12 protein-coding genes, 20 tRNA genes, 3 rRNA genes and 1 riboswitch are annotated in these 24398 nt (G+C 39.3%); of the genes, 3 read left to right on the forward strand and 32 right to left on the reverse strand.

All coding sequences use genetic code 11. The annotated features are described in order from the left end of the window. Positions 1-275: 275 nt before the first annotated feature. From HMPREF0389_RS03370 to HMPREF0389_RS03510, 28 genes are all read right to left on the reverse strand, one after another. Positions 276-351: transfer RNA gene (locus HMPREF0389_RS03370), tRNA-Arg, on the reverse strand. A gap of 109 nt (positions 352-460) precedes the next feature. Continuing rightward, positions 461-534 (reverse strand) — tRNA-Cys (locus tag HMPREF0389_RS03375). A 6-nt stretch (positions 535-540) separates the two neighbouring features. Then, a tRNA-His gene (locus tag HMPREF0389_RS03380) sits at positions 541-617 on the reverse strand. Positions 618-658: 41 nt separating this feature from the next. Further along, positions 659-735, reverse strand: a tRNA-Ile gene (locus HMPREF0389_RS03385). Positions 736-744: 9 nt separating this feature from the next. Next, positions 745-821 (reverse strand) — tRNA-Met (locus tag HMPREF0389_RS03390). A gap of 14 nt (positions 822-835) precedes the next feature. Next, a tRNA-Phe gene (locus tag HMPREF0389_RS03395) sits at positions 836-911 on the reverse strand. 4 nt (positions 912-915) lie between these two features. Continuing rightward, positions 916-1004 (reverse strand) — tRNA-Ser (locus HMPREF0389_RS03400). A gap of 15 nt (positions 1005-1019) precedes the next feature. Further along, positions 1020-1095 (reverse strand) — tRNA-Lys (locus tag HMPREF0389_RS03405). A gap of 4 nt (positions 1096-1099) precedes the next feature. Then, positions 1100-1175: transfer RNA gene (locus HMPREF0389_RS03410), tRNA-Gln, on the reverse strand. Between the two features lie 10 nt (positions 1176-1185). After that, positions 1186-1262: transfer RNA gene (locus HMPREF0389_RS03415), tRNA-Arg, on the reverse strand. A gap of 11 nt (positions 1263-1273) precedes the next feature. Then, positions 1274-1348: transfer RNA gene (locus HMPREF0389_RS03420), tRNA-Gly, on the reverse strand. Between the two features lie 6 nt (positions 1349-1354). Beyond that, positions 1355-1438: transfer RNA gene (locus HMPREF0389_RS03425), tRNA-Leu, on the reverse strand. A 6-nt stretch (positions 1439-1444) separates the two neighbouring features. Next, a tRNA-Thr gene (locus HMPREF0389_RS03430) sits at positions 1445-1519 on the reverse strand. Positions 1520-1547: 28 nt separating this feature from the next. After that, a tRNA-Asp gene (locus HMPREF0389_RS03435) sits at positions 1548-1624 on the reverse strand. Between the two features lie 5 nt (positions 1625-1629). Then, positions 1630-1705: transfer RNA gene (locus tag HMPREF0389_RS03440), tRNA-Val, on the reverse strand. Between the two features lie 35 nt (positions 1706-1740). Further along, a tRNA-Glu gene (locus tag HMPREF0389_RS03445) sits at positions 1741-1815 on the reverse strand. Positions 1816-1817: 2 nt separating this feature from the next. Continuing rightward, positions 1818-1893: transfer RNA gene (locus HMPREF0389_RS03450), tRNA-Met, on the reverse strand. A gap of 7 nt (positions 1894-1900) precedes the next feature. Further along, positions 1901-1989, reverse strand: a tRNA-Leu gene (locus HMPREF0389_RS03455). Positions 1990-1997: 8 nt separating this feature from the next. Then, positions 1998-2072 (reverse strand) — tRNA-Asn (locus HMPREF0389_RS03460). 29 nt (positions 2073-2101) lie between these two features. After that, a 5S ribosomal RNA gene (gene rrf / locus HMPREF0389_RS03465) occupies positions 2102-2218 on the reverse strand. 236 nt (positions 2219-2454) lie between these two features. Next, a 23S ribosomal RNA gene (locus HMPREF0389_RS03470) occupies positions 2455-5358 on the reverse strand. A gap of 596 nt (positions 5359-5954) precedes the next feature. Further along, positions 5955-7489, reverse strand: a 16S ribosomal RNA gene (locus HMPREF0389_RS03480). The 16S, 23S and 5S rRNA genes sit together here with 19 tRNA genes alongside, the layout of an rRNA operon. A gap of 840 nt (positions 7490-8329) precedes the next feature. Beyond that, a tRNA-Ser gene (locus tag HMPREF0389_RS03485) sits at positions 8330-8419 on the reverse strand. A gap of 54 nt (positions 8420-8473) precedes the next feature. After that, positions 8474-8926 (reverse strand): nucleoside deaminase, encoded by a 453-nt coding sequence (locus tag HMPREF0389_RS03490; protein ID WP_014262318.1) that lies wholly within the window; start codon positions 8924-8926, stop codon positions 8474-8476. A gap of 171 nt (positions 8927-9097) precedes the next feature. Continuing rightward, on the reverse strand, positions 9098-11362 hold the full coding sequence (gene recD2, locus HMPREF0389_RS03495) for an SF1B family DNA helicase RecD2 (RefSeq protein ID WP_014262319.1): 2265 nt from the start codon (positions 11360-11362) through the stop codon (positions 9098-9100). Between the two features lie 411 nt (positions 11363-11773). Next, positions 11774-12592 carry a PHP domain-containing protein gene (locus HMPREF0389_RS03500; protein WP_169308503.1) on the reverse strand — a complete coding sequence of 273 codons (819 nt, stop codon included), beginning with the start codon at positions 12590-12592 and terminating at the stop codon, positions 11774-11776. 779 nt (positions 12593-13371) lie between these two features. Then, positions 13372-14550, reverse strand: coding sequence for a methionine adenosyltransferase (gene metK / locus HMPREF0389_RS03505; RefSeq protein ID WP_014262321.1), 1179 nt, complete (start codon positions 14548-14550; stop codon positions 13372-13374). A gap of 272 nt (positions 14551-14822) precedes the next feature. Then, positions 14823-14923: riboswitch (SAM riboswitch) on the reverse strand. A 116-nt stretch (positions 14924-15039) separates the two neighbouring features. Next, the gene (locus HMPREF0389_RS03510) at positions 15040-15756 is read right to left on the reverse strand and encodes a hypothetical protein (RefSeq protein ID WP_014262322.1); all 717 of its coding nucleotides are present in this window, start codon (positions 15754-15756) and stop codon (positions 15040-15042) included. A 503-nt stretch (positions 15757-16259) separates the two neighbouring features. On the opposite strand from HMPREF0389_RS03510, the gene HMPREF0389_RS03515 reads away from it, so the two are divergent. Next, entirely contained in the window at positions 16260-17099 is an 840-nt protein-coding gene (locus HMPREF0389_RS03515; protein WP_041250779.1) for a DegV family protein, read from the forward strand. Positions 17100-17444: 345 nt separating this feature from the next. Here the strand turns inward: HMPREF0389_RS03515 and HMPREF0389_RS03520 are convergent, their stop codons facing one another. The 4 genes from HMPREF0389_RS03520 to HMPREF0389_RS03535 all read right to left on the reverse strand — a co-directional run bounded on the left by HMPREF0389_RS03520 (position 17445) and on the right by HMPREF0389_RS03535 (position 22667). Next, positions 17445-17837 carry a hypothetical protein gene (locus HMPREF0389_RS03520; RefSeq protein WP_156775235.1) on the reverse strand — a complete coding sequence of 131 codons (393 nt, stop codon included), beginning with the start codon at positions 17835-17837 and terminating at the stop codon, positions 17445-17447. A 282-nt stretch (positions 17838-18119) separates the two neighbouring features. Beyond that, a complete protein-coding gene (locus tag HMPREF0389_RS03525; RefSeq protein WP_041250977.1) occupies positions 18120-19163 on the reverse strand; it encodes a ribonucleotide-diphosphate reductase subunit beta in 1044 nt (347 codons plus the stop codon). A gap of 123 nt (positions 19164-19286) precedes the next feature. Further along, positions 19287-21815, reverse strand: a complete 2529-nt coding sequence (locus HMPREF0389_RS03530) for a ribonucleoside-diphosphate reductase subunit alpha (RefSeq protein WP_014262326.1) — start codon at positions 21813-21815, stop codon at positions 19287-19289. Between the two features lie 165 nt (positions 21816-21980). Next, positions 21981-22667, reverse strand: a complete 687-nt coding sequence (locus HMPREF0389_RS03535; RefSeq protein ID WP_014262327.1) for a Crp/Fnr family transcriptional regulator — start codon at positions 22665-22667, stop codon at positions 21981-21983. A 112-nt stretch (positions 22668-22779) separates the two neighbouring features. Here HMPREF0389_RS03535 and HMPREF0389_RS03540 point away from each other — a divergent pair, with 112 nt between their 5' ends. Together HMPREF0389_RS03540 and HMPREF0389_RS03545 are read left to right on the forward strand one after the other, a co-directional pair. Further along, the gene (locus HMPREF0389_RS03540; RefSeq protein WP_014262328.1) at positions 22780-23571 is read left to right on the forward strand and encodes an ATP-binding protein; all 792 of its coding nucleotides are present in this window, start codon (positions 22780-22782) and stop codon (positions 23569-23571) included. Between the two features lie 125 nt (positions 23572-23696). Next, entirely contained in the window at positions 23697-24383 is a 687-nt protein-coding gene (locus HMPREF0389_RS03545; protein WP_014262329.1) for a DUF2249 domain-containing protein, read from the forward strand. Positions 24384-24398 lie beyond the last annotated feature (15 nt).

Below are 24398 nucleotides of genomic sequence, written 5' to 3' on the forward strand. Positions count from 1 at the left end.
TCTCCGTTGAAAAATAAACATAGTAAAAAAACAGATTATGTAAAGCAAACAAACTATAATCTTGTGCTATGAATTTATTATTAAACACTATTGTAAAATGTAGAAACAGTGTACGATTATAGATAAAAAGAATACCATATCATCGTATTAAAAAACAGATTATTTATTATAACATTAATCAGTGATTTAGTATTAAAAGTTTCTCTATAATATCACAAAAAACGATAAGACAGATGAAAATGATTTGGAAACATCTACCTTATCGTTTGAATTATTGGCGCATCCAAGAGGATTCGAACCTCCGACTCACAGTTTAGGAAACTGCAGCTCTATCCTCTGAGCTATGGATGCGAAATAAAAATATACTACACTATACCATTATAATGATACCCATAGAAAAAATCAATATGTATAAAAAACAAAAAGCTCCAATGAATTACAGAATCACTGGAGCTTAAACTGGAGGCGACAACCGGATTTGAACCGATGATAAAGGAGTTGCAGTCCTCTGCCTTACCACTTGGCTATGTCGCCAAAATATGGGGTGAATAGTGGGAGTCGAACCCACGACCTCTAGAGCCACAATCTAGCGCTCTAACCAACTGAGCTATACCCACCATATTATTATCATTTTTCCTTCAGCTTCCTATTTTAAGGATGGTGGGCCTTCAGGGACTCGAACCCCGGACCTACCGGTTATGAGCCGGGCGCTCTAACCAACTGAGCTAAAGGCCCTCAAAATAGTGGTAGCGGCAATAAGATTCGAACTTATGACCTTTCGGGTATGAACCGAACGCTCTAACCAACTAAGCTATGCCGCCACATAATTTTGAAATGGTGCCCAGAGGCGGAATCGAACCACCGACACGAGGATTTTCAGTCCTCTGCTCTACCGACTGAGCTATCTGGGCAAGATGGCGGAGAGGGTGGGATTCGAACCCACGGTCCATTTCTGAATCACTAGTTTTCAAGACTAGCTCCTTAAACCGCTCGGACACCTCTCCAACGCCTTATAAAAATGGTGACCTATCCGCGACTCGAACGCGGGACACCCTGATTAAAAGTCAGGTGCTCTGCCGACTGAGCTAATAGGTCATAATGGCTGGGGATGCAGGACTCGAACCTACGCATGCATGAGTCAAAGTCATGTGCCTTACCGACTTGGCTAATCCCCAAAAATTTAAATGGTGTGCCTGAAGGGACTCGAACCCCTGGCACGTGGCTTAGAAGGCCACTGCTCTATCCAGCTGAGCTACAGGCACTCATTTTTAAATGGAGCGGAAGACGGGATTCGAACCCGCGACCCTCGCCTTGGCAAGGCGATGCTCTACCACTGAGCCACTTCCGCAAGAAATGGTGCGGATGGAGGGACTTGAACCCCCACGCACAAGGCGCTAGATCCTAAGTCTAGTGCGTCTGCCAATTTCGCCACATCCGCATAATCTGGAGCTGGCAATAGGAATCGAACCTACAACCTGCTGATTACAAATCAGCTGCTCTACCGTTGAGCCATGCCAGCATATAAAATACCTTTTCGAAAATAAAGATGGCGACTCGGAAGGGACTCGAACCCTCGACCTCCAGCGTGACAGGCTGGCATTCTAACCAACTGAACTACCGAGCCACAAATGGTGGGACCAATAGGGCTCGAACCTATGACCCCCTGCTTGTAAGGCAGGTGCTCTCCCAGCTGAGCTATGATCCCATTCAATAACTATGTTTCTCTATTTTCTTTTTCTTTGGTGACCCCTAGGGGATTCGAACCCCTGTTACCGCCGTGAAAGGGCGGTGTCTTAACCGCTTGACCAAGGGGCCATTGGTTGCGGAGAGAGGACTTGAACCTCTGACCTTCGGATTATGAGCCCGACGAGCTACCAACTGCTCCACTCCGCGACGTTCCTGGTGCCGAAGACCGGAATCGAACCGGTACGGTTATTTCTAACCGCAGGATTTTAAGTCCTGTGCGTCTGCCAGTTTCGCCACTTCGGCATAAAAAATGGCTCCGAAGGTGGGATTCGAACCCACAGCCTATCGATTAACAGTCGAGTGCTCCACCCTTGAGCTACTTCGGAACATATCACAAACTACTAAGTTTGTGTAGAATTGGCTACGACTTACTTTCCCGGGGGTCTGCACCCCAAGTATCATCAGCGATGAAAGGCTTAACTTCTGTGTTCGGGATGGGAACAGGTGTATCTCTTTCTCTATTGTAACCATATTCTGTTATTACTTCGTCTTTTGGGCACCTTCTTGTTCATCTGCGTCGCTCTCTCAGTCACATACTCTTGTATGCTCCTTCTATCGCTCCTTGACTCACTTCGAATCTGCTCCAAACTACTCGTAATAAGTTTCTTGTCACTTTGATATATTAACACTTTTCATCCGTTATGTCAATATATTAAAGGGTTTTTCAGATGGATTGTACCATCAAAACTGCATAACATCTTTTACCTTCGGATCAAGTCCTCGATTGATTAGTACTCGTTCGCTTCATACATTACTGCACTTCCACTTTGAGCCTATCTACCATGTAGTCTTCATGGAATCTTACTTCTCTCGAATGGGAAATCTTATCTTGAGGCTGGCTTCGTGCTTAGATGCCTTCAGCACTTATCCTTCCCACACATAGCTACCCAGCTGTGCACTTGGCAGTACAACTGGTGCACCAGTGGTGTGTCCATCCCGGTCCTCTCGTACTAAGGACAGCTCCTCTCAAATTTCCTGCGCCTGCGACGGATAGGGACCGAACTGTCTCACGACGTTCTGAACCCAGCTCGCGTACCACTTTAATGGGCGAACAGCCCAACCCTTGGGACCTGCTACAGCCCCAGGATGTGATGAGCCGACATCGAGGTGCCAAACCTCCCCGTCGATGTGGACTCTTGGGGGAGATAAGCCTGTTATCCCCAGGGTAGCTTTTATCCGTTGAGCGATGGCAATTCCACTTTCTACCACCGGATCACTAAGCCCGACTTTCGTCCTTGCTCGACCTGTTTGTCTCGCAATCAAGCTCCCTTTTGCCTTTGCACTCTTCTCACGATTTCCGTCCGTGATGAGGGAACCTTTGGACGCCTCCGTTACTCTTTGGGAGGCGACCGCCCCAGTCAAACTGCCTGCCAAGCAGTGTCCTATATCATGATTCAATGATTCTAGTTAGAATTCAAGCAACACAAGGGTGGTATCCCAACGATGACTCCTACAAGGCTGACGCCCTATACTCTAAGTCTCCCACCTATCCTGTACATCTGTTACCTAAATCCAATGCTAAGCTGCAGTAAAGCTCCATGGGGTCTTTCCGTCCTGTCGCAGGTGTCCGGCATCTTCACCGGCACTACAATTTCACCGAGTCTGTTGTTGAGACAGTGCCCAAATCGTTACGCCTTTCGTGCGGGTCGGAACTTACCCGACAAGGAATTTCGCTACCTTAGGACCGTTATAGTTACGGCCGCCGTTTACTGGGGCTTAAGTTCGAACCTTCGATTGCTCTAAGTCTTCCCCTTAACCTTCCAGCACCGGGCAGGCGTCAGCTCCTATACTTCACTTTGCAGTTTTGCAGAAACCTATGTTTTTGGTAAACAGTCGCTTGGGCCTATTCTCTGCGGCCTGCTCTCGCAGGCTCCCCTTCTCCCTAGGTTACGGGGTTATTTTGCCGAGTTCCTTAACAACAGTTCTCTCGCTGGCCTTAGGATTCTCTCCTCACCTACCTGTGTCGGTTTGCGGTACGGGCACCTTGGTCTTGCTAGAGGCTTTTCCTGGCAGTTTGAATGATTCGGCTTCGCTACTTTATTTTCACTCCCCATCACAGATTACGATTGTATTACCGGATTTGCCTGGTCTTACTCGCTTTCTGCTTGGACACGCTCTACCAACGGCGTGCTCCGGTCATCCTCCTGCGTCCCCCCTTCGCTCATTCAACTACGGTGGTACGGGATTTATTACCCGTTGTCCATCACCTACGCCTTTCGGCCTTGGCTTAGGTCCCGACTTACCCTGAGCGGACGAACCTTCCTCAGGAAACCTTAGGTTTTCGGCCGGAAGGATTCTCACCTTCCTCTCGCTACTCATGCCAACATTCTCTCTCGTATACGGTCCACTTTTTCTTTCGATTCTGCTTCTTACTGTATACGATGCTCTCCTACCACTATACTCTACAGTATAATCCAAAGCTTCGGTATTATGTTTTAGCCCCGGTAATTTTCGGCGCAGGATCACTCGACCAGTGAGCTATTACGCACTCTTTAAATGTATGGCTGCTTCTAAGCCAACATCCTGGTTGTCTATGCAATCTCACATCCTTTCCCACTTAACATATATTTTGGGACCTTAGCTGTTGGTCTGGGCTCTTTCCCTCTCGACTATGGACCTTATCACTCATAGTCTGACTGCTTTGCGCTATATATGGCATTCTTAGTTTGATAATCCTCAGTAATCTAAAAGACCCATTGGACAGTCAGTGCTTTACCTCCATATATATCTTGCAAAACGCTAGCCCTAAAGCTATTTCGGAGAGAACCAGCTATCTCCGGGCTCGATTGGAATTTCACCGCTATCCACACCTCATCCCCGCACTTTTCAACGTACGTGGGTTCGATCCTCCATTCCCTGTTACGGAAACTTCAATCTGGACATGGATAGGTCGCCCGGTTTCGGGTCTGCAATATGGTACTCTTGCCCTCTTAAGACTCGCTTTCGCTTCGGCTCCATACCTTAAGTATTTAACCTTGCATCATATCGCAACTCGTTGGCCCGTTCTACAAAAAGTACGCAGTCACTTGCAATTGCTTGCTCCTACAGTTTGTAAGCATATGGTTTCAGGTTCTTTTTCACTCCCCTCCCGGGGTTCTTTTCACCTTTCCCTCACGGTACTGTTCTCTATCGGTCGCTTGGTAGTATTTAGCCTTGGGGGGTGGTCCCCCCGTCTTCCCACCGGGTTTCTCGTGTCCTGTGGTACTCTTGATCACTCTTGCTTGTTTCTCTTTTCGTCTACGGGACTTTTACTCTTCTTTGGTTTGCCTTTCCAGGCATATTCGACTAAGTTCTTCAATGCTTTCTGAGTGTCGACCCCTATGTGGTTTCCCACTTAGGTTTGGGCTCTTTCGCTTTCGCTCGCCGCTACTGACGAAATCGATGTTTCTTTCTCTTCCTCCGGGTACTTAGATGTTTCAGTTCTCCGGGTTCCCTTCCCATAACTATGGATTCATTATGGAATATACAGATGTTAACCTGTATGAGTTTCCTCATTCGGATATCTACGGCTCTTTAGTTGCTTGCACTTCCCCGTAGCTTTTCGCAGCTTACCACGTCCTTCTTCGGCTCCTAGCGCCTAGGCATTCGCCATATGCTCTTTTTTACTTGATCGCGTCTTACTTTATATTTTTCCGTTCTTCTTTGTTGGATTTCTTCGTCTATCGGTCATGTATTTATATACACTCCCTCTCTCCTCATCATCCGCCTCGAATTTACGAAAAAATATCTCGTAAATGTTTTTACTTTCGAAAACTTGTTATTCTCTGCTTGCTTTCGCTCGCTTTGAATGGCTTTTGTCTGTTCTCTTTTGCTTTCGGTGAAATTACAGTGTTTCACACTTCTACGACGTTTCAAAAAAACCTTCCTTGCTTCGCTTTTCGGTATTTTCTTTGTTGGATTTCTTCGTCTATCGGTCACATATCTTTTATATGCTCCCTCTTTCCTCATCATCCGCCTCGAACTTACTCGAAAATGCTTGCAATTCTTTTTTACTCTTGAGTTTTTCTCTCGATTTCGTTTGTTTTTCTTTCTATCGTCTCGCGCTTTCTCTGTAATTTCTTAGATGTTATGCAGTTTTCAAGGTACAATTCTATTGCTTCGCTTTTTGGTAACTTCTTGGAGTTTCCTCAAAAATGCTTGCAATATGTCTTTTTCTTCTTTTGAAGGTTGAACCTTCAAAACTAAACAGCAGTTTCTTTTCTCCCTAGAAAGGAGGTGATCCAGCCGCACCTTCCGATACGGCTACCTTGTTACGACTTCACCCCAGTCATTTGTTTTGCCTTGGGCAGCTCTCTCCTTGCGGTTGAGTCGCTGACTTTGGGCCCCCCAAACTCCCATGGTGTGACGGGCGGTGTGTACAAGACCCGGGAACGCATTCACCGCGACATTCTGATTCGCGATTACTAGCAACTCCAACTTCATGTAGGCGAGTTTCAGCCTACAATCCGAACTTGGATCATCTTTTTGAGGTTTGCTTGACTTCGCAGTTTCGCTTCTCTCTGTAATGACCATTGTAGCACGTGTGTAGCCCTAAACATAAGGGGCATGATGATTTGACGTCATCCCCACCTTCCTCTAAGTTGTCCTTAGCTGTCTCGATAGAGTCCCCATCTTACTGCTGGTAACTATCGACAAGGGTTGCGCTCGTTGCGGGACTTAACCCAACATCTCACGACACGAGCTGACGACAACCATGCACCACCTGTATCCATTGTCTACCCGAAGGTAAAAGTCCTCGATTAAAAGGCTGTCATTGGTATGTCAAGTTTAGGTAAGGTTCTTCGCGTTGCTTCGAATTAAACCACATGCTCCGCTGCTTGTGCGGGTCCCCGTCAATTCCTTTGAGTTTTACTCTTGCGAGCGTACTCCCCAGGCGGAGTACTTAATGTGTTAACTTCGGCACCGAGTTCTTCACCCGACACCTAGTACTCATCGTTTACGGCGTGGACTACCAGGGTATCTAATCCTGTTTGCTCCCCACGCTTTCGTGCCTCAGTGTCAGTTGCAGTCCAGAAAGTCGCCTTCGCCACTGGTATTCCTCCTAATATCTACGCATTTCACCGCTACACTAGGAATTCCACTTTCCTCTCCTGCACTCAAGTTAAACAGTTTTAATGGCTTACATTGGTTGAGCCTATGCCTTTCACCACTAACTTGTTAAACCACCTGCGCACCCTTTACGCCCAGTTATTCCGGATAACGCTTGCCCCCTACGTATTACCGCGGCTGCTGGCACGTAGTTAGCCGGGGCTTTCTTTTAGGGTACTGTCATTTCTTTCTTCCCCTACTACAGAGTTTTACGACACGAATGCCTTCTTCACTCACGCGGCGTTGCTGCATCAGGGTTCCCCCCATTGTGCAATATTCCCCACTGCTGCCTCCCGTAGGAGTTTGGACCGTGTCTCAGTTCCAATGTGGCCGTTCACCCTCTCAGGTCGGCTACTGATCGTTGCCTTGGTGGGCTTTTATCTCACCAACTAGCTAATCAGACGCGGGCTCATCTTTGTCCACTATCGTTTTGATATTATTAGGATGCCCTATTAATATGTTATACGGTTTTAGCTATTCTTTCGAATAGTTATTCCTTTGACAAAGGCAGATTACCCACGCGTTACGCACCCGTCCGCCACTAACTTCTATCATCTTCGCCCCGAAAGGTTCTGTTAATAGTCGTTCGTTCGACTTGCATGTGTTAAGCACGCCGCCAGCGTTCATCCTGAGCCAGGATCAAACTCTTCGTTTTAATCTTTTCTCAGTTTTGCTCCGGTTGTTCTCTTGAACAACTTCAAAGTTATTTACCGGTTTGCTTTTTCCTTAATCTTTCGATTAAGTGGTTTTTCGCTTTGCAATTTTTCAATTGCTTGGTTGTTTTTTCTGCTGTTTAGTTTTCAAGGTTCATTCTTTTTTCTCGCTGCCCTCTGTGGTTTTTCTACCTCGCCGGACTGCTTGTCTATATTACCATCTCTTTTTCGGTTTGTCAACATCTTTTTTTATCTTTTTTATCGGCTCTTTCTGCTTTCTTTTCTGCTGTCTGTTTTGATGCTGCCTCTCCTACCTCGATGGTGTGTTCAATTTATCATATCTTCTTCTCTTTGTCAATTCTTTTCTTCTCTTTTTCTTTGGCACTTTTTTAAAAGGACAATTTCTAATGATTTACTCTATGGAAAAGAAATGTAATAGATGTTATCCTCTATTATACATTAGGATATCCATTCAAAAAGTTCATTCGTTCTTCTTATCCGAAATCATTTCATCAACAAACAGATAGAATAGAACAAAACGCCATATATTATTCTTAAACTATTTCTCTCACATTCTACATATTTATTTACGAATTTCAACTTTCTACATTCTTTCCATTATTCATCATAAAATACAACTGTATGTCTGTTTATTTAATCTATATGAAGAATTACAAAAAGCATATCTTCTTATATAATCTTAACATATCGAATATGTTTATCTTAGTTTTTGTTTTATTCCTTTGAGATATTTTTTCTTATTTACTGAATTGAAACAAAAAAATAAAACGCCTTTCATTAGCGTTTCATCAGAATTGCAAATTTTGATTCAAAATTAAAGATGGCGGAGAGAGGGGGATTCGAACCCCCGATACGGTTTCCCGTATACACGCTTTCCAGGCGTGCTCCTTAAACCTCTCGGACATCTCTCCATAGAACTTGTTCAGTCTATCATAATTTACAAAAAATGACAATAGTATTATGAACTATTTCCCTTTTTTCTTTCTCAACTCTCTGAAAAATCTCTTTAACAAATAGGTACAGGTCTCATCATCATACAGATACACCATCAGTTTGTTCGGAATTTTATCTTCCAAGATTAACGGAACTCTGCTGACTGCCGCTCCCCTTTCGAAATCTCTCGTTGCAATATGGAGCTCACTCAAACGACTGTTCAAAATAGCGCCCATGCACATCAAACACGGTTCCAATGTGACATACATCTTTGCTCCGTTCAGTCTCCAGTTTCTCAAATGTTTTTGTGCTTGTTGAATGGCTATCATTTCTGCATGACAAACGGAACTTTGATGAGTCTCTATCACATTGTGTCCTCGTCCAATAATCACATCATCTTTCACAATGACCGCTCCAACCGGCACTTCCTCTTTTTGATAAGAGTACAATGCCTCACGAAATGCCTCTTCCATATAACAATCCATCCTACCCTCCTATCACAAGTAGTCTTCTTTATTTTCAGCACTTGCTCAGTGTTTCCAAACTCTCTTAGTGTATTCAAACTCTTTTTTGAAATCTTCATTTCATGGAATTTCTATTTTCTGTTTTTCACTTGACTTTTTATCTGTTTCTCCAACTTCATTATATTTGTTTTGTTATGGGCATGTTTCTTTTGATACTTCATCTTCAAAGTAATGTTCTTTCATGAACTTCAATCTCTCTGCCAAAGAAGAGTATCTCTCCTGCCGATCCATATTTTGAATCATGCGATTGACATAATACATATTTCCTACCAAGACCAATCCTTTTTTTGCTCTTGTAATCGCTGTATACAAAATATTTCGATTCTGTAACATCGGCGGAAGTGACAAAATAGGAAGAATGACAACATCAAACTCACTCCCTTGACTCTTATGGACTGTAATCGCATAGGCATGTTCGATATTATCGACTTCCGCAAATTCATATCGACATCTTCGATTATCATCAAATGTGATATAAAACTGTTTTCCTCTAACATCGACCGTATCTATCACACCGATATCACCGTTAAAAACACCCTCGCCCTCTTCATAAGTTACAGTGTTTCGATACTTTTTTTCATAATTATTCTTTATCTGCATTACCTTGTCATTCTCACGAAAAACGGTATTCATATACTTAAATTCTGCCCGCTCCTCACTTGGTGGATTGAGTGTTTCCTGTACTTTCTGATTGATTTCATGCATTCCGATTCCACCCTTGCGAACCGGAGTCAAAATTTGAATTTCTGTCGACTCAACTCCAAAATAGTTCGGAAGTCTTTCTTTTATCAGCTCCAAAATCAAATCTTTTACCTTGTCTCCATCTCTCCTCATCATGAAAAAGAAGTCCTTGCTCTCCTTATCAATGATCAGTTCCTGTCCATGATTCACCCTATGTGCATTTTGGATAATTTGACTTTCTTCCTCTTGACGAAAAATCTCTGTCAATCGAACAACCGGAATCAAATTGCTCTCAATCATATCCCACAACACATTCCCCGCTCCGACAGACGGAAGTTGATCCGCATCTCCAATCATAATCAACCTCGCATGTTTAGGAATGGCTCGAAGAAGCGCCCTCATCAAAAACATATCTACCATGGACATCTCATCGACAATAATCACATCTGATTCCAAAGGATTTTGCTCATCTCGATTGTAGTAATTCATCTCCTCATCATCTTCTGAGAAACCAACCTCCAACAAGCGATGAATGGTTTTGGCATCCTGATTGGAAGCTTCAGTCAAACGCTTTGCTGCACGTCCCGTCGGTGCACACAACACAACCTTCTTTTCCTGTTTTTCAAAACATTTCAAAATAAACTTCACTACGGTTGTCTTTCCTGTTCCTGGACCACCTGTTACAATCATAATTTTCTCATTCAAAGCTGTCGTAACGGCAGCTTTCTGTTTGTCGGCAAGACAAATTCCCGTCTTATCTTGAATCTCTTGAATTAAAGTATCCGCCTCTACTCCAACATCCAATTCTTCCTTCACCAACAACTGCGATAACAAATTCGCCACATTACTTTCCGTCTCACGATACAACGGAAGATAGAGTCTCTCCGATTCATCAGCTGAACGCTCCAAAATTGTTTTGCTTGAAATACAAAGTTCATAAATTCCGGATTGTACCTCTTCTGTCGAAACCCCCAACAACTTCGCCGCCTGTTCTCGCACAACATCCGCCGGCAAATACACATGACCTTGCATACCTGCCTCTTGCAACAGATACACAACTCCCTCCATAATGCGATGAATATCATTTTTTGCAATTCCCATTCGTTCAGCAATTTCATCCGCTTTTCGAAATCCGATTCCCTTAATATCTCGACATAGACAATATGGATTTTGTTCCACAATCTCTTTTGCCTTTTCTCCATAATATCGATAAATTTTCATTGCCATCGCAGGAGTCAGTCCATAGCCCGAAAAATGAAGAATCGCCACTTTTAAATCCCGTTTGTCTTTGTAACTTTCAATAATCTTTTGACATTTCTTCTTTCCGATTCCTTCAATCTCCAAAAGTTTTTCCGGAGTATCATCCAAAACACGAATCGCATCCAAACCGAATTTGTCAAAAATACGCTCCGCCATCGTTCTCCCAATCCCGTCCAAAACACCGGAACTCAAAAATGCCAAAATAGCCTCCTTAGTAGCAGGCTCCTTCGTCACATAACTTGTCACACGAAACTGCGGTCCATAACTTGGATGGAACACCTTTTCGCCTTCCAGTTCAAACCGATCTCCCAACTCAATCGTCGGAAAAATCCCTGTAATTGTAATCTCCTCTAAATCATCCGTCACAAGAGAAGCAACAGTATATCCATTGGAATCATTATGAAAAATAATATCATCAATTTTTCCTTCTATCTTATCTGATCCTTGATCCACCATACTGCCCTCCTCTCTACATTTCTGATTCTATTTCATCTCCATATTGTAATATAAAATAATGTTTTTTTCAAAACTTCCTTTGAAAAATCTCCTTTACAAAAAACACATCCCTGCTTGTGTAATAATTGAATAACTTAATCTCAAAGTTTTCAGCATAATTATCCCCTAAAAGGATACTGGAATCATCTATATCCCTTGCCATTTTTCATCATGTTAAGATTATGATTCATAGTCTAATAACTCTACTACTCTATTTTCATTCTTTCAAGCAACGAACGATTGAATAAGTTGTTTTGGCTGTCAAAATGATTATGGATTCAAACAATCATATCAATCTTATAGAACTTTCCTACATTTCATCACTAAAAATCTGATAATTTCCTACAAAATGGTTCTTCCTCTACACATAGCCTATTCGATAGAAAATATCTTCCTCACCGCCTCTTCTGTTGAGAGATAATCTCCGACATTCACCGGTTTTTTGTTATTTGTTCCATGATAGTCGCTTCCACCCGTCAAAAACAGATTGTATTGTTTTGAGAGTTCCAAAATTTTTTGTTTCGCATTTTCATCATTGGAAGGATGTCGATACTCTATCCCATCCAATCCCAATTCACATAGCATTGGAAGTAAATGATAGTTGTTTTGCTGCGCAGGATGTGCCAATACGGCAAACCCTCCCGCCTTCTTTATTGCAACAATTGCATCTCTCAACTCTATGTCAGTTGGTCTGATATCACATAGTTTTCCTTTTGAAAAATAGTTCTGATAAAAAGTTCCGTATATTCCATCTGCAATTCCTTTATCCACAAGATACTGAATCAAGTTTTGTTTGTAGATGATTTTATACACATTTTGTTTTAATTCTTCCACATTGATATCATATCCTTCGTTCTGTAATCGTTTAATCTGCTCCAACGCATTGTTATGTCTTCTTTGCAACATGGCATCTGTCAAACGACGAATCGGCATTTCATCCTGTATCCGATACCCAAGAAGGTGCGCTTTTGTTCCTGTTTCACTGTCTACAGTGGTTATCTCAAGACTTTTTACCGTCTGAATTCCTAAGTTTTCCGTATAATACTGTATTTCTTCATATCCGTCCAAATCATCGTGATTGGTAATGGCAATATGTGTCAATCCATTCTGTTTGCACTTTTGTACGATTGTTTGGATACTATCACTTCCATCTGATATGGTAGTGTGCATGTGCAAATCTGCTCTTATCATCATCGTTCCTCTCTTTCTTTCACTTTTAGTAACTTTCGTTTGTTTAAAATTTCGTTTTTATAAGTTAATGAGTTCTATTTAGTAGTTGATTGTTGGATATGTGATTGTAATGACAACAAAATATCACCTTTGTTTCACAAATTACCGATTACTGTCAATATCTTTTGTTCTTCTTTTAAATAGAGCAATTGTCCAATGTTTCAAGTCAAATTTATTTTTACAGTAACTGAATGATAACTGAAAGCTCTGTTACCTATTCTGTTTCACACATTTATTCTTTCAAAACTTAATAAGTTTCTTCTTATCTTTAATTTCTTATTCTTTAATTTCTTATTCTTTAATTTCTTATCTTTGACTTCTTATCTTTAATTTCTTATCTTTGATTTCTTATCTTTGGTTGGAACTATCTATGTGAATGATTCCAAGACAATACTGTTTTCTATTCCGGTACATTATTACATTATTATATTTTATGATTTCAATCCTTGTTCCTCACAAGTTAGTACATACTATATCATTTCTATCCTTTCTAGAAAAAAGCTCAAGTGATACTCTTAAGTTGAATAGATGAAAATTTTATGAAATTTTATCTTGGCATTCTTTCTAAAAATTATTTTTAAATTTCTGTATTCCTATTTTCTCTATTTCTAAAAGAAGTTTCATATCATAAAAACAATACTCTCTTTCTCTATTGTAACGGGATATAAAATAGAAGTCCACATAAAAAATAACCGAATTCTTTCTGTAACAAAACAGAAGGAATCCGGTTAACTTAATTACTATGCTTGAATTGCCTGTTTCAACTCTTCTACTCTATTTGTTTTTTCCCATTGGAAACCTTGGTCTTCTCTTCCGAAATGACCATATGCCGCTGTCTTTTTGAAGATTGGTTTTCTCAAATCAAGTTGTTCTATAATTGCTCTTGGGCGAAGATCGAATACTTTGCGTACTGCTTGCTCAATTTTTTCTACTGCAACGGTTTCTGTACCGAATGTTTCTACTAAGATAGATACCGGCTCAGCTACTCCGATTGCATAAGCTAATTGAATTTCACATTTTTTCGCAAGTCCTGCCGCAACAATATTTTTTGCAACCCATCTTGCAGCATAGCATGCTGAGCGATCGACTTTTGTAGAATCTTTTCCGGAGAATGCTCCACCGCCATGACGAGAATATCCGCCATAGGTATCTACGATAATTTTACGACCTGTCAAACCGGAATCTCCGTGAGGTCCTCCAATCACAAAACGACCTGTCGGATTTACAAGATATTTCGTGTTTTCATCAATCCACTGTCCTTGCAACACTTCATCAATCACATACTGTTTCAAATCTTTTTGCATTTGTTCGATAGTCACTTCTTCACTGTGTTGAGACGAAATCAAAATGGTATCGATACGAACAGGTTTGTCATTCTCATATTCTACGGTTACCTGAGTTTTTCCGTCCGGTCTCAAATAAGGAAGAACTCTTTTTTTGCGAACTTCTGTCAATTTCAAAGCCAGTTTATGCGCCAACGAAATCGGAAGCGGCATCAATTCCGGTGTCTCATCGCAAGCAAAACCGAACATCATCCCTTGATCTCCCGCACCGATTTGAAGGTCAGCTGCCGTTCCTTCTTTGCTTTCTCTTGCTTTATCCACACCCAATGCAATATCTACACTTTGCTCGTCTATTGCATTGACAACGGCACAAGTATCACAGTCGAATCCATATTTTGCACGGTCATATCCGATTTCGCGAATTGTTTCACGAACTGTTTTTTGAAAATCCACATATGCCTCTGTAGAAATTTCTCCAATTACCATTACCAACCCTGTTGTAACTGCTGTTTCGCAAGCAACACGAGAATTTGGATCTTGTTCCAAAAGTGCATCTAAAATCGCATCCGAAATTTGATCACAGATTTTATCAGGATGTCCCTCTGTTACCGACTCTGATGTAAATAATTTTCTCATTTTATTCCTCCTACTTCACTTTCATTTTAATAAATCTTTTCTCTACCTTAATATTTATCCCAATTTAAACAATTTCTTACAAAATAATTTTGTATTCTACTATAGCTGATTCATTCTGTCTTACACCTCTGTAAATCAATATTCCGCCTCACATGAGACAACAAATGGAACAACTGCTCTTATATTGATTGATGAATAGTTGAATTTACAGCTTGCGCAATAAAAAACCTCTCTGAAATAGAGAGGTCTTAACTACAATTTTGTAACTAAAAACCTCATCTGCCAAAAATACTTTTTTGCAGGAATTAGCACCATGCATTCTGCTGGTTGCCGGGCATCAACGGGCCAGTCCCTCCGCCACTCTTGATAAGGTTATCAAGAAATTATTCACTTTGTGTAACATATTTTACTTGAACAATTATTATTTGTCAATACAATTCCAAGGAAAACTTAATCCATTTTGAGAAACAGGTTCAATCCATACAACTTTTAGTCAGATAGCTCTACTGTACTATTTTTCGCATCAATACGAATAAAGTCTCGCCCCTCACCGTATTTTTGATGATGTAAGACATTCTCTCCTTCCGATAACTGTTTCTTGTTTCCAAAGGTAGTCAGTGCTCCGCCTTCCGATTCGACCGAAACGGTCGCATTCCAATCTTTGAATTGAATACTTGTCACAACAGCTTCTGTATTGATATTGATCGGATAAGAAGCTTCTCCCATTAAATCAACGATTCCGTCTTTCAAATCCAACTTCAACTGTTTCAAACTCTCTTTTGTGACAAAAACAGTATTTCTCCCTAAAAAATCACATTCCAACTGCTCGGGATGAGTACTGTAAATCACCAAGTGAAAAGTTTGATTCTCTGTTTGTTGCTGTCTAAATCGAATTAGTTTTTTTCCATTTGATTCTACATGCTCTATATCAAAATAACCCTCTTCGTTATCATGATTCTCTTTTGAAAAAATAGCATATCCGGATTTTTCCGCTTTTTCAATCGAAACAGACAAATCATTCGCTTCTATACCGACTCCTGCAAATTCTCGTTCTTCAGATACTATCTTATAGTTCATTTTGTTGTTCTTTCTGATATCTGCTGTTGAAATCTGTGTTGAACTTCCGATTTCACTCTCACAACCCATCATCAAAAAGGATAAACTGCATAGCAATACTATAAGACAGATGTATTTATTTTTACTCATATGCTTCATTCCTTTCTTTTTGAATAGTTGTTGAAAACAAGAAGTTTCTTGCTATCGATGAATACAAAAAAACATATATATTATTATAACATATCTTTCTTTTAAATACTAACGAATCAAACATTTATCAGGTTATATTTTTTAAACATTTTTCATTATTTCATTCCGGATAACCCTTATTCTATGGAACTGTTTCCCCTTACTGTCTACTATTTTCAGACACAAACTATGATAGATATCAAACAGCCACAAATCACAAATCCTATCAAACTATATTGAAACGCGTCATGCTGTTCTCCTATATCCAAAAATCAAAATAACTATAAATTTCTTTGTTTCTAACCGTATTATAACAAATAATTTTGTATTCCACCTATTTTTATTTTATTTTTGATGTATAATATAGATATATTTTAAAAAATATGTTCAATCAAACAGTCTTCTATCGATACACTGCTTTCTTCGACAGAATATCTGTTTATTTCAAAAAAGGGGAAATGATTATGATAAAAATTGTTGTAGATTCGAGTTGCGATACCAAAAAATTAAAAAATACAGAATCTATTTTATATGAAAGAGTTCCGCTCACTATTCGAGTAGGAGAAACAGAATATGTTGATGATGATTCTATCGATGTTACCGCAATGTTGGATGATATTGCCACAAAAACAAAGCGTTCTTCTACTGCTTGTCCGTCTCCTGATGCGTGGCTCAAATCCTACCAAGGTGCTGATGAACTATATGTATTTACCATTACAAGCAACCTATCCGGAAGTTACAGCTCTGCCGTACTTGCAAAAGATATGCTGCTTGAACAAAATCCGAATGTGAAGATTCATGTTTTTGATACCTTGAGTGCCGGACCTGAAATCAGTTTACTTGTGGAAAAAACCGTTGAATTGATTTCTGCAAACAATTCGTTTGAAGAAATTGTATCTGCAATAAACCGTTATAGTTCCAATACAAAGTTATTGTTCATGCTATATAATTTAGACGCTTTGATTTCAAACGGACGCTTGCCGAAAATCGCAGGCTTTGCAACAAGTATTTTGGGAATTTCTATGCTCGGCGCTGCAAGTGAGGAAGGAACATTGAAACCTCTTCATAAAGTACGCGGTACAGCAAAAGGTCTTCGCTTAATTTTATCAGAAATGATTTCTGACCACTTTGAAGGCGGAAAAGTCATTATTTCTCATGTTTACAATGAGTCAATTGCCCTTGCTGTCAAAGAAACCATATTGAAACAATTCCCGGGTTGTCCGATTCAAATTATGGAAACAGGCGGATTGTGTGGCTATTATGCAAGTAAAGACGGTTTCTTGATTGGATATGAAACAAATTAACCAAACAGATAACAGAAGCATAAATCATACAAAAAAATGAAACCTTCTTTTTTCAGCGAAGGTTTCATTTTTTATTTCTCTTGTTTCTTTCTCTATTTCTGATACTTCTATATGTTTTTGTTTTGCAAAATTAATCAAAAACTCAATAAATTTATTTCATTATTTCGTGAAAAATAAAGTGTTCAGAACCTTGAAAAAGTTGTGAACAGACTCTGTGAAAGTATCAATAAAGGAATCAAAGAGTCAATGAAACAATCAAAAGTATCCTTTGCAGAGATTGAATCAGTTCCATCGTTTTGTCGAATTTCAGTAGGATATTTCTCTATTGTCCCCGGATTCTGTCATTTACTCAAACAAATATAAAAAGTCTCTACTGTCGTAACCTTCCACTTCGTATACAGTACCATCCACCGTAACCCTGTCATCCATAAAGGATACTAAGTTAACTACTCCTCCTTCTTGTTCTATTTTGAACAGATATTGCCATCCATTTTTCTGTTCATCATTCGTTTGTTTCAAGGAGTACTCGTTCAGTTTGTTTACGCAATCCTCCCGGTCTTTGTTCTCTAATACAATATCCTGTTTCGGATTCGTCATTTGAGTTGATACTGTAATCTTTTCCACTTGTTCCAAATAGATACCCATAGATGTTGCTTCCTCTTCAGTCTTGTCGGAAACACAACCTACCGATAAGATGACAAAAACAAGTAGGAATGTCATCAAAAAATACTTTTTCATTGCAACCTCCTCCATCTTGTTCTTCCTATACTCTTATCATATTAAAACATCATAGAGAACATTGCAAATTCTATTTTTTATTTCATAACCTGTGTCTGCCTTTTTCAAAAACTGATGTGTTCTGTTTCTATCCATTTTTTATCAAATGTTACTATTAAATATTTCATTGCGACAGTTTTTCTTCGAAAATCGGTTTCTACGTCTCTACAGAATATCGGAATTGAATTGCTGCCATTTATCATTCTTCAGTTCCAATCTATTCTGTCTTTGTTATCGAATCTTTTATAGGTCATCCTCTATCACACTTGACTTTGCATACGCTGAAACTTTTCCTTCAAAAAAATCTGTTTTGATTGCATTGGGGTCAGAATATTCACTGACCCAAGACATGGATTCAGGCTCTCTCTGATATCCTTCATAAATCGGCTCAAATCCCAATCCCCTACAGCGCAAGTTCCCTAAATATTTCAAGTAATCTTCCACCATTTGCATCGTTAATCCTTTGATATGATCTCCAATCACATAGTTCGCCCACTTGATTTCTTCTTCGACCCCTTGTCGAATCATATTACGAAACACTTCGATATTTTCCGGTGTAAAAAGTTCCGGTTCTTCTTTTTTCAGCTCCAAAATAATGGAACGGAACAACCACAGATGTGAATTCTCGTCTCGGTTGATATATCGAATCTCTTGAACAGTTCCCGGCATTTTGCCATTCCTTCCGAGAGCATAGAAGAACATAAATCCGGAATAAAAATAAATTCCTTCCAAAATATAGTTCGCAATGACTGTTTTTACCAAATTATATTTTGTACGATTGTAGTAGAAGTCATTGTACTGATCTCCGATAAATTTATTTCGAGCAAGTAAAAACGGATCATCCTTCCATTGATACAGGATTTCCGTTCTCTCTTCAGGAGAACAGATACTATCTAAAATATATCCGTAACTTTGGGAGTGAATTGCCTCTTGATATGCTTGTATCGTAAGACAAAGGTTCACTTCATTTGCAGTAATGAATTCTCCGACATTAGGAAGATTCGCAGTTTGTAAGGAATCTAAAAAGATTAGAAAGGATAGAATTTTATCATAAGCTTCTTTTTCCTCAATTTCTAAATTACGATAATCTTTGATGTCTTGTGTCAAATTGATTTCTTCCGGAATCCAAAAGTTATTCATGGCATGTCGATACCAATCGCTTACCCACGTGTATTTCATATTGTTGAAATCATTCAAGTTGGTTGTATTTCCATTTATCATTCTGCGTTTGGAAAGTTCAATATCTCCATTTTCATTGAACAGCTGTTTTCGTTTAATTTCCTCCACCATTCTCCCCCTCTTTTATCCACATTCCTTGTTATTCTCTTGTAAAAAAAGGAACTTATCTTCGTTATTTCTTCATTCTTTCTTTCCGTTTCTCTGCTGTTCCGATTCAGTTACAGAATCTTTTTATGCACTGCAACTATCACACTCTTCGACTTCGAGCGACTTGCTTCTCACATAGTAGATTGTCTTTACGCCATGTTCATACGCACTGATATAGAGTTTCAACATGCGACTCATGCTGAACTCTGTTGTGATATACAGGTTTACCGACTGTGATTGGTCAATGTGTCTCTGTCTGATTCCCGCGGATTGAATCACCCAATTTTGGTCAATTTCATGAGCATTTTCATACATCCAAAAAGTTTCTGCCGTCAAATCAGGTGCAACTCGAGGAACAATCTGTCCTTTCTTCTCTTCCAAGAAATACCGTTTCATCACAGGATCAATCGATGCCGTCGTACCTGAAATAACAGATGTGGAACCTGTCGGCGCAACTGCCATCAAATATCCGTTTCTCATTCCATATTGATTTACTTCTTTTCTCAGCTCATTCCAACGAGTTGAATGATAGTTTCTCTTATCAAAATAATTTCCGTTGCTCCAATCGGAACCTTCAAAGTAAGGATAAGCACCTTTTTCTTTACTCAGCTCACAACTTGTTTTGATTGCAAAATAATTGATATCTTCGTACACTTCATCGGCGAATTTCAGATGCTCCTCACTTTGAAATAGCATTCCGTTTTTAACCAAACTGTGATGATATCCGCTTGTCCCAAGCCCGATAGCACGATATTTTTGGTTTGTTATCTTTGCATAAGGAAGAGGATAGTAATTTAACTCAATGACATTATCCAATGCTCTTACAACAGTAGACACCACTTCTTCCAACTCTTTTTTGTTTTTTACATCTATGTTTCCAAGAACCAACGATGCTAAATTACATACTACAAAATCTCCTGCTTTGTTCTTCTCTACAACAATTTCTTCCCCGTCCACAACAACGATTTCTGTCGAAATTGATTCAATCGCTTGCATATTTTGTGCAATTTCCGTACAAAGATTGGATGAATAAATCATTCCTTTGTGTGAGTTCGGATTGTATTCATTGACGATATCACGATTGAACACAAACGGCGTTCCGGTTTCGATTGCTGAACGCAGTATCAATCGCACCATATCTTTAATTGTTATAACTCTCTTGTCAATGCGGGAATCTTCTATACAACTTTGGTATTTTTCTTCCCATTCTTCTCCATAGCAATCTTCCAAACGGAAACCTTTTACCTGTTCAATTTCATGAGGACACATCATATACCAGTTGGCATCACGATTTTCTTTTGCCAATTTCCAAAAATAATTCGGAACACAGATTGCAGGAAACACATCATGAGCTTTCATACGGTCGTCTCCGTTATTCGTACGAATCTGCAAAAACTCCGGCACATCTTTGTGCCAAATGTCCAAATATACCGCACAGGCACCTTGACGAACTCCCAGCTGATCCACTGCAACAGCGGTATCGTTCGCTAACTTAATCCAACGGATGACACCTCCTGCGACTCCCTTATGCCCTCGAATATCCGAACCCATCGCACGAACTTTCCCAAAATAAAGTCCCATTCCTCCACCATGCTTTGACACCTGTGAAAAATTGGTGATGGAGCGGTAAATTCCATCCAAGGTATCCGGTACTGTATCAATAAAGCAAGAAGATAACTGATGAAACGGCTTTCGTGCATTCGACATGGTCGGCGTTGCCATCGTTACCTTCAGTTGGCTGATGACATCGTAGATTTTTTTTGCCCATTTCACCTTATTCTCTTTTTCCGGAATCGCTAAGTGCATTGCAATTCCCATAAACATTTCTTGGACTTTCTCCAATACTTCGCCTTCTCTATCGGTAATTAAATAACGCTTGATTACCAAGTCCAGTCCGCTGTAATTGAACAAATAATCTCTTTCTTGTTTCAAATAGGATTCCAGTTCATCAATTTCATCCTCTTGATATTGTTCCAAAATATAGTCTCCATAGCGTTTTTCTTTTGTTAAGTAATGGATTTTATCACGAAAAGAATATAATTCTAATCGATTGGCTCTCTCCTCAATTCGTTTATTTAGTTGCAAAGATAAAAGTCTTGCCGCAACAAACTCCCACTTTGGAGCCTCTTTGCTTGTCAGTTCACTTGCCGCACGAATCAAGATGCCCAAATATTCTTCTTCTGTCATATTTGTTTTGATAAAAGCTTTGAATTTTTGGAACAGAAAGGTAAGATTGTAAACATCTTCCGTAAAAATTTTTTGTATCTCTCTTAACTCCTCCACAATCGATTTATCCGAAAAATAATCCTCAAAGTCTTCTATCACTTTTCGCATCGTATGATGACTTGCTCGATATAGAATATAAGATTTTACCACAGCGTAGTAGTTGTTCTCAATCAACACAATTTCTACCAAATCCTGAATTTCTTCCACTGTAACGATATGCCCTTTCGGAAACTGTGTTCTCACTCTCTCCTCGATGGTATCTACCATACTCCTAATCTTCTCGGAATCAACCGGAAGACCTACGCTCAAAAACGCTTTTTGAATCGCTGTTTCAATCTTTGAAGTGTCAAATTCTCTTTTTTCTCCACTTCTTTTCAAAATCTGCATCTCTTGCACTCACTTTCTATATTTTGTATTTTTTAAAATAGTTGTTTATAATAATACCATAGATATTGACAACTGAAACAGTATCAGTGAACAAAAATTTGCAAATTTCATGACAAAAATATTCTATGCTTTCTTCATTCCATAGAATAACAACTTAACTATTTTTTAGAACATATCAGCGTCTTGATAGATACTTTCTTTCAGTAAAAAATGATTTTTTTTGCACACAAGCAAACCTTCCTTCTGCATTTTGCCTATCTCTTTTGACAATGCGGTTCTATCGACATTCAAATAATCAGCCAGCTGTTGTCTGTCAAACGGGATTGTAAATTCATTTTTTTGTTTTTTGATCGAAACAAAACTTAAATACGAAATCAATTTTCCTCGAATTGTTTTGGAACTCGTATGAAATACTCTGTTGGAAAGAAACAAATTCTTCCGTGTGGATATGGTGAGCAGATTTGTGATTAGTTTTGTTTTCCAAGATTCAAAACCTGAGTGATAGGATGTTGTTATGTTTCCGATATTCAAAAAAAATATGTTACAAGTTTCATTGGCACAAACATCGACTGCCAAAGGTTCATTTCCCAAAAACGCATAGGTTTCCGCAAAGAAATCCCCGACTCCTATATAGGAAAGTATGGTCTTATTTCCCAATAAGTCAATACTTTCTACCGTAACGCTTCCGGATAACACGATTCCCATTTTTTTTGTGGTAGAGCCTGCATATAAGATGGTTTCTCCTTTTTCATAGCTCTTTTCTTCATAGCGAAGAACTTCAAGAGCAGACTGAATTTCTTCATCAGACATTCCTTTAAAAATCACAAATTTTTTCATTCTTTCAAGTTTCATAATGACTCCTCAATAATTTTCTAAAATGTGGTAATTACCACTTATTTTCTGTAGTTACTATACTATACTGTAATTACAAAGTCAAAGGAAATCATTATAGGGGGAAATATTGATGATAAGAAAAATAATTAAAATTAACGAAGATAAATGTGACGGATGCGGAATATGTGTAACAGCATGTCACGAAGGGGCGATAGACATCATAGATGGCAAAGCGAAGTTGACAAGAGAAAGTTTTTGCGACGGACTTGGCGACTGTTTACCGAATTGTCCTCAAGGAGCTATTACATTTGAAGAAAGAGAAGCTCCGGCATACGATGAAAAAGCCGTAAAAAAAATGCAAAAGGAAAAAGCTGAAAAATTATTATCTGAAAAATTACTAACGGAGAATAATAACTTGACTGAACACGAAAAACAAATACAACTACAGATGTCAATGCATGCAGCGGGACAAGGATGTTCGGGTGCAAGATTTATGACATTTGATAAACCGAAGGAAGAGACAGTACAAACAGATATAGGATATGTAAAGCCTGTTTCAAGACTTGGACAATGGCCATGTCAAATCAAATTGGTTCCTGTGAAAGCGCCGTTCTTTGATGGTGCGAAGCTTTTGATCGCTGCCGACTGTACTGCATTTGCTTATGCCAATTTACACGATGAATTTATGAAAGGCAAAATCACATTGATAGGATGTCCTAAACTGGATGAAGGCGATTACTCTGAAAAATTGACACAAATCATAGCAGAAAATGATATCAAAAGCGTTACTGTTGTCAGAATGGAAGTTCCTTGTTGTGGTGGAATGCAAAGAGCAGCAGAAACTGCACTTCGTAACAGCGGTAAGTTTATCCCATGGCAAATTATCACCATTACAAGAGACGGCAAAATTTTAGATTTATAAAAAAAATAAAAAAAGTGGTTAAAACCACATACGAATTATTCAAGGTAGAGTATGATTAAGACAAGATAAGATTTAAGCAAGTTAAGATTATTTTATAAAAACATGAGAGAAACAGGAGGTATACAATGGCTTATACAGATTGGAAAAATAAAGTAAACGAATTCAAAAAAATTGATGTGAGAGGTGTTGTTGGAAACTTTTTTCAAGGCTTGAAAAAGCAAATGAGTGAGTTGCCACAAGGTCAAGGAGTTACTGTGATACAAACCTTTGATCCCATCCCTCTTTATGAAGTAATGGAAGATTTAGGATTCGAACATCATACAGAAAAAGTAACAGAATCTGAATTCCATGCTCATTTTTACAGAGCAGTAGTAAAACAACAAGAAAAAGATATTCCTATGCGTCCGGCAGCATTGACTAATATGCCGATTATCGATAAAGAACTTGGAAAAATCTCAGTAGAATTTTGGGATCTTACATGGAATGACAACAAGAGACATCTTCCATACGAAATCAGATTATTGCTATCTTTAACCAATGCAGTCGGAGCAGGAAGAATGCGTCAAGCTACTAGAGAACTGGTAAAAGCATATATATTCGGGCTTGATAGCGCAGCTTTGGATGATGTGTTTGAATTGCTGGTATGGAATCAGGGAATCGGATATTTCAGTTCTGAAATAGGTCCATCCACCTTGTTTACAGCATATAAGACAATCAAACAAATGGAATCTCAAGGTAAAGAACGTTCAGAAATCGTTCAAACATTAAAAGAAAAATTCGGTGAAAAAAATCCGGATATCAAAGTAGTCTAAAAAAATAATCTAAGG

The organism is Filifactor alocis ATCC 35896, assembly GCF_000163895.2.
GTDB classification, from domain to species: Bacteria; Bacillota; Clostridia; order Peptostreptococcales; family Filifactoraceae; genus Filifactor; species Filifactor alocis.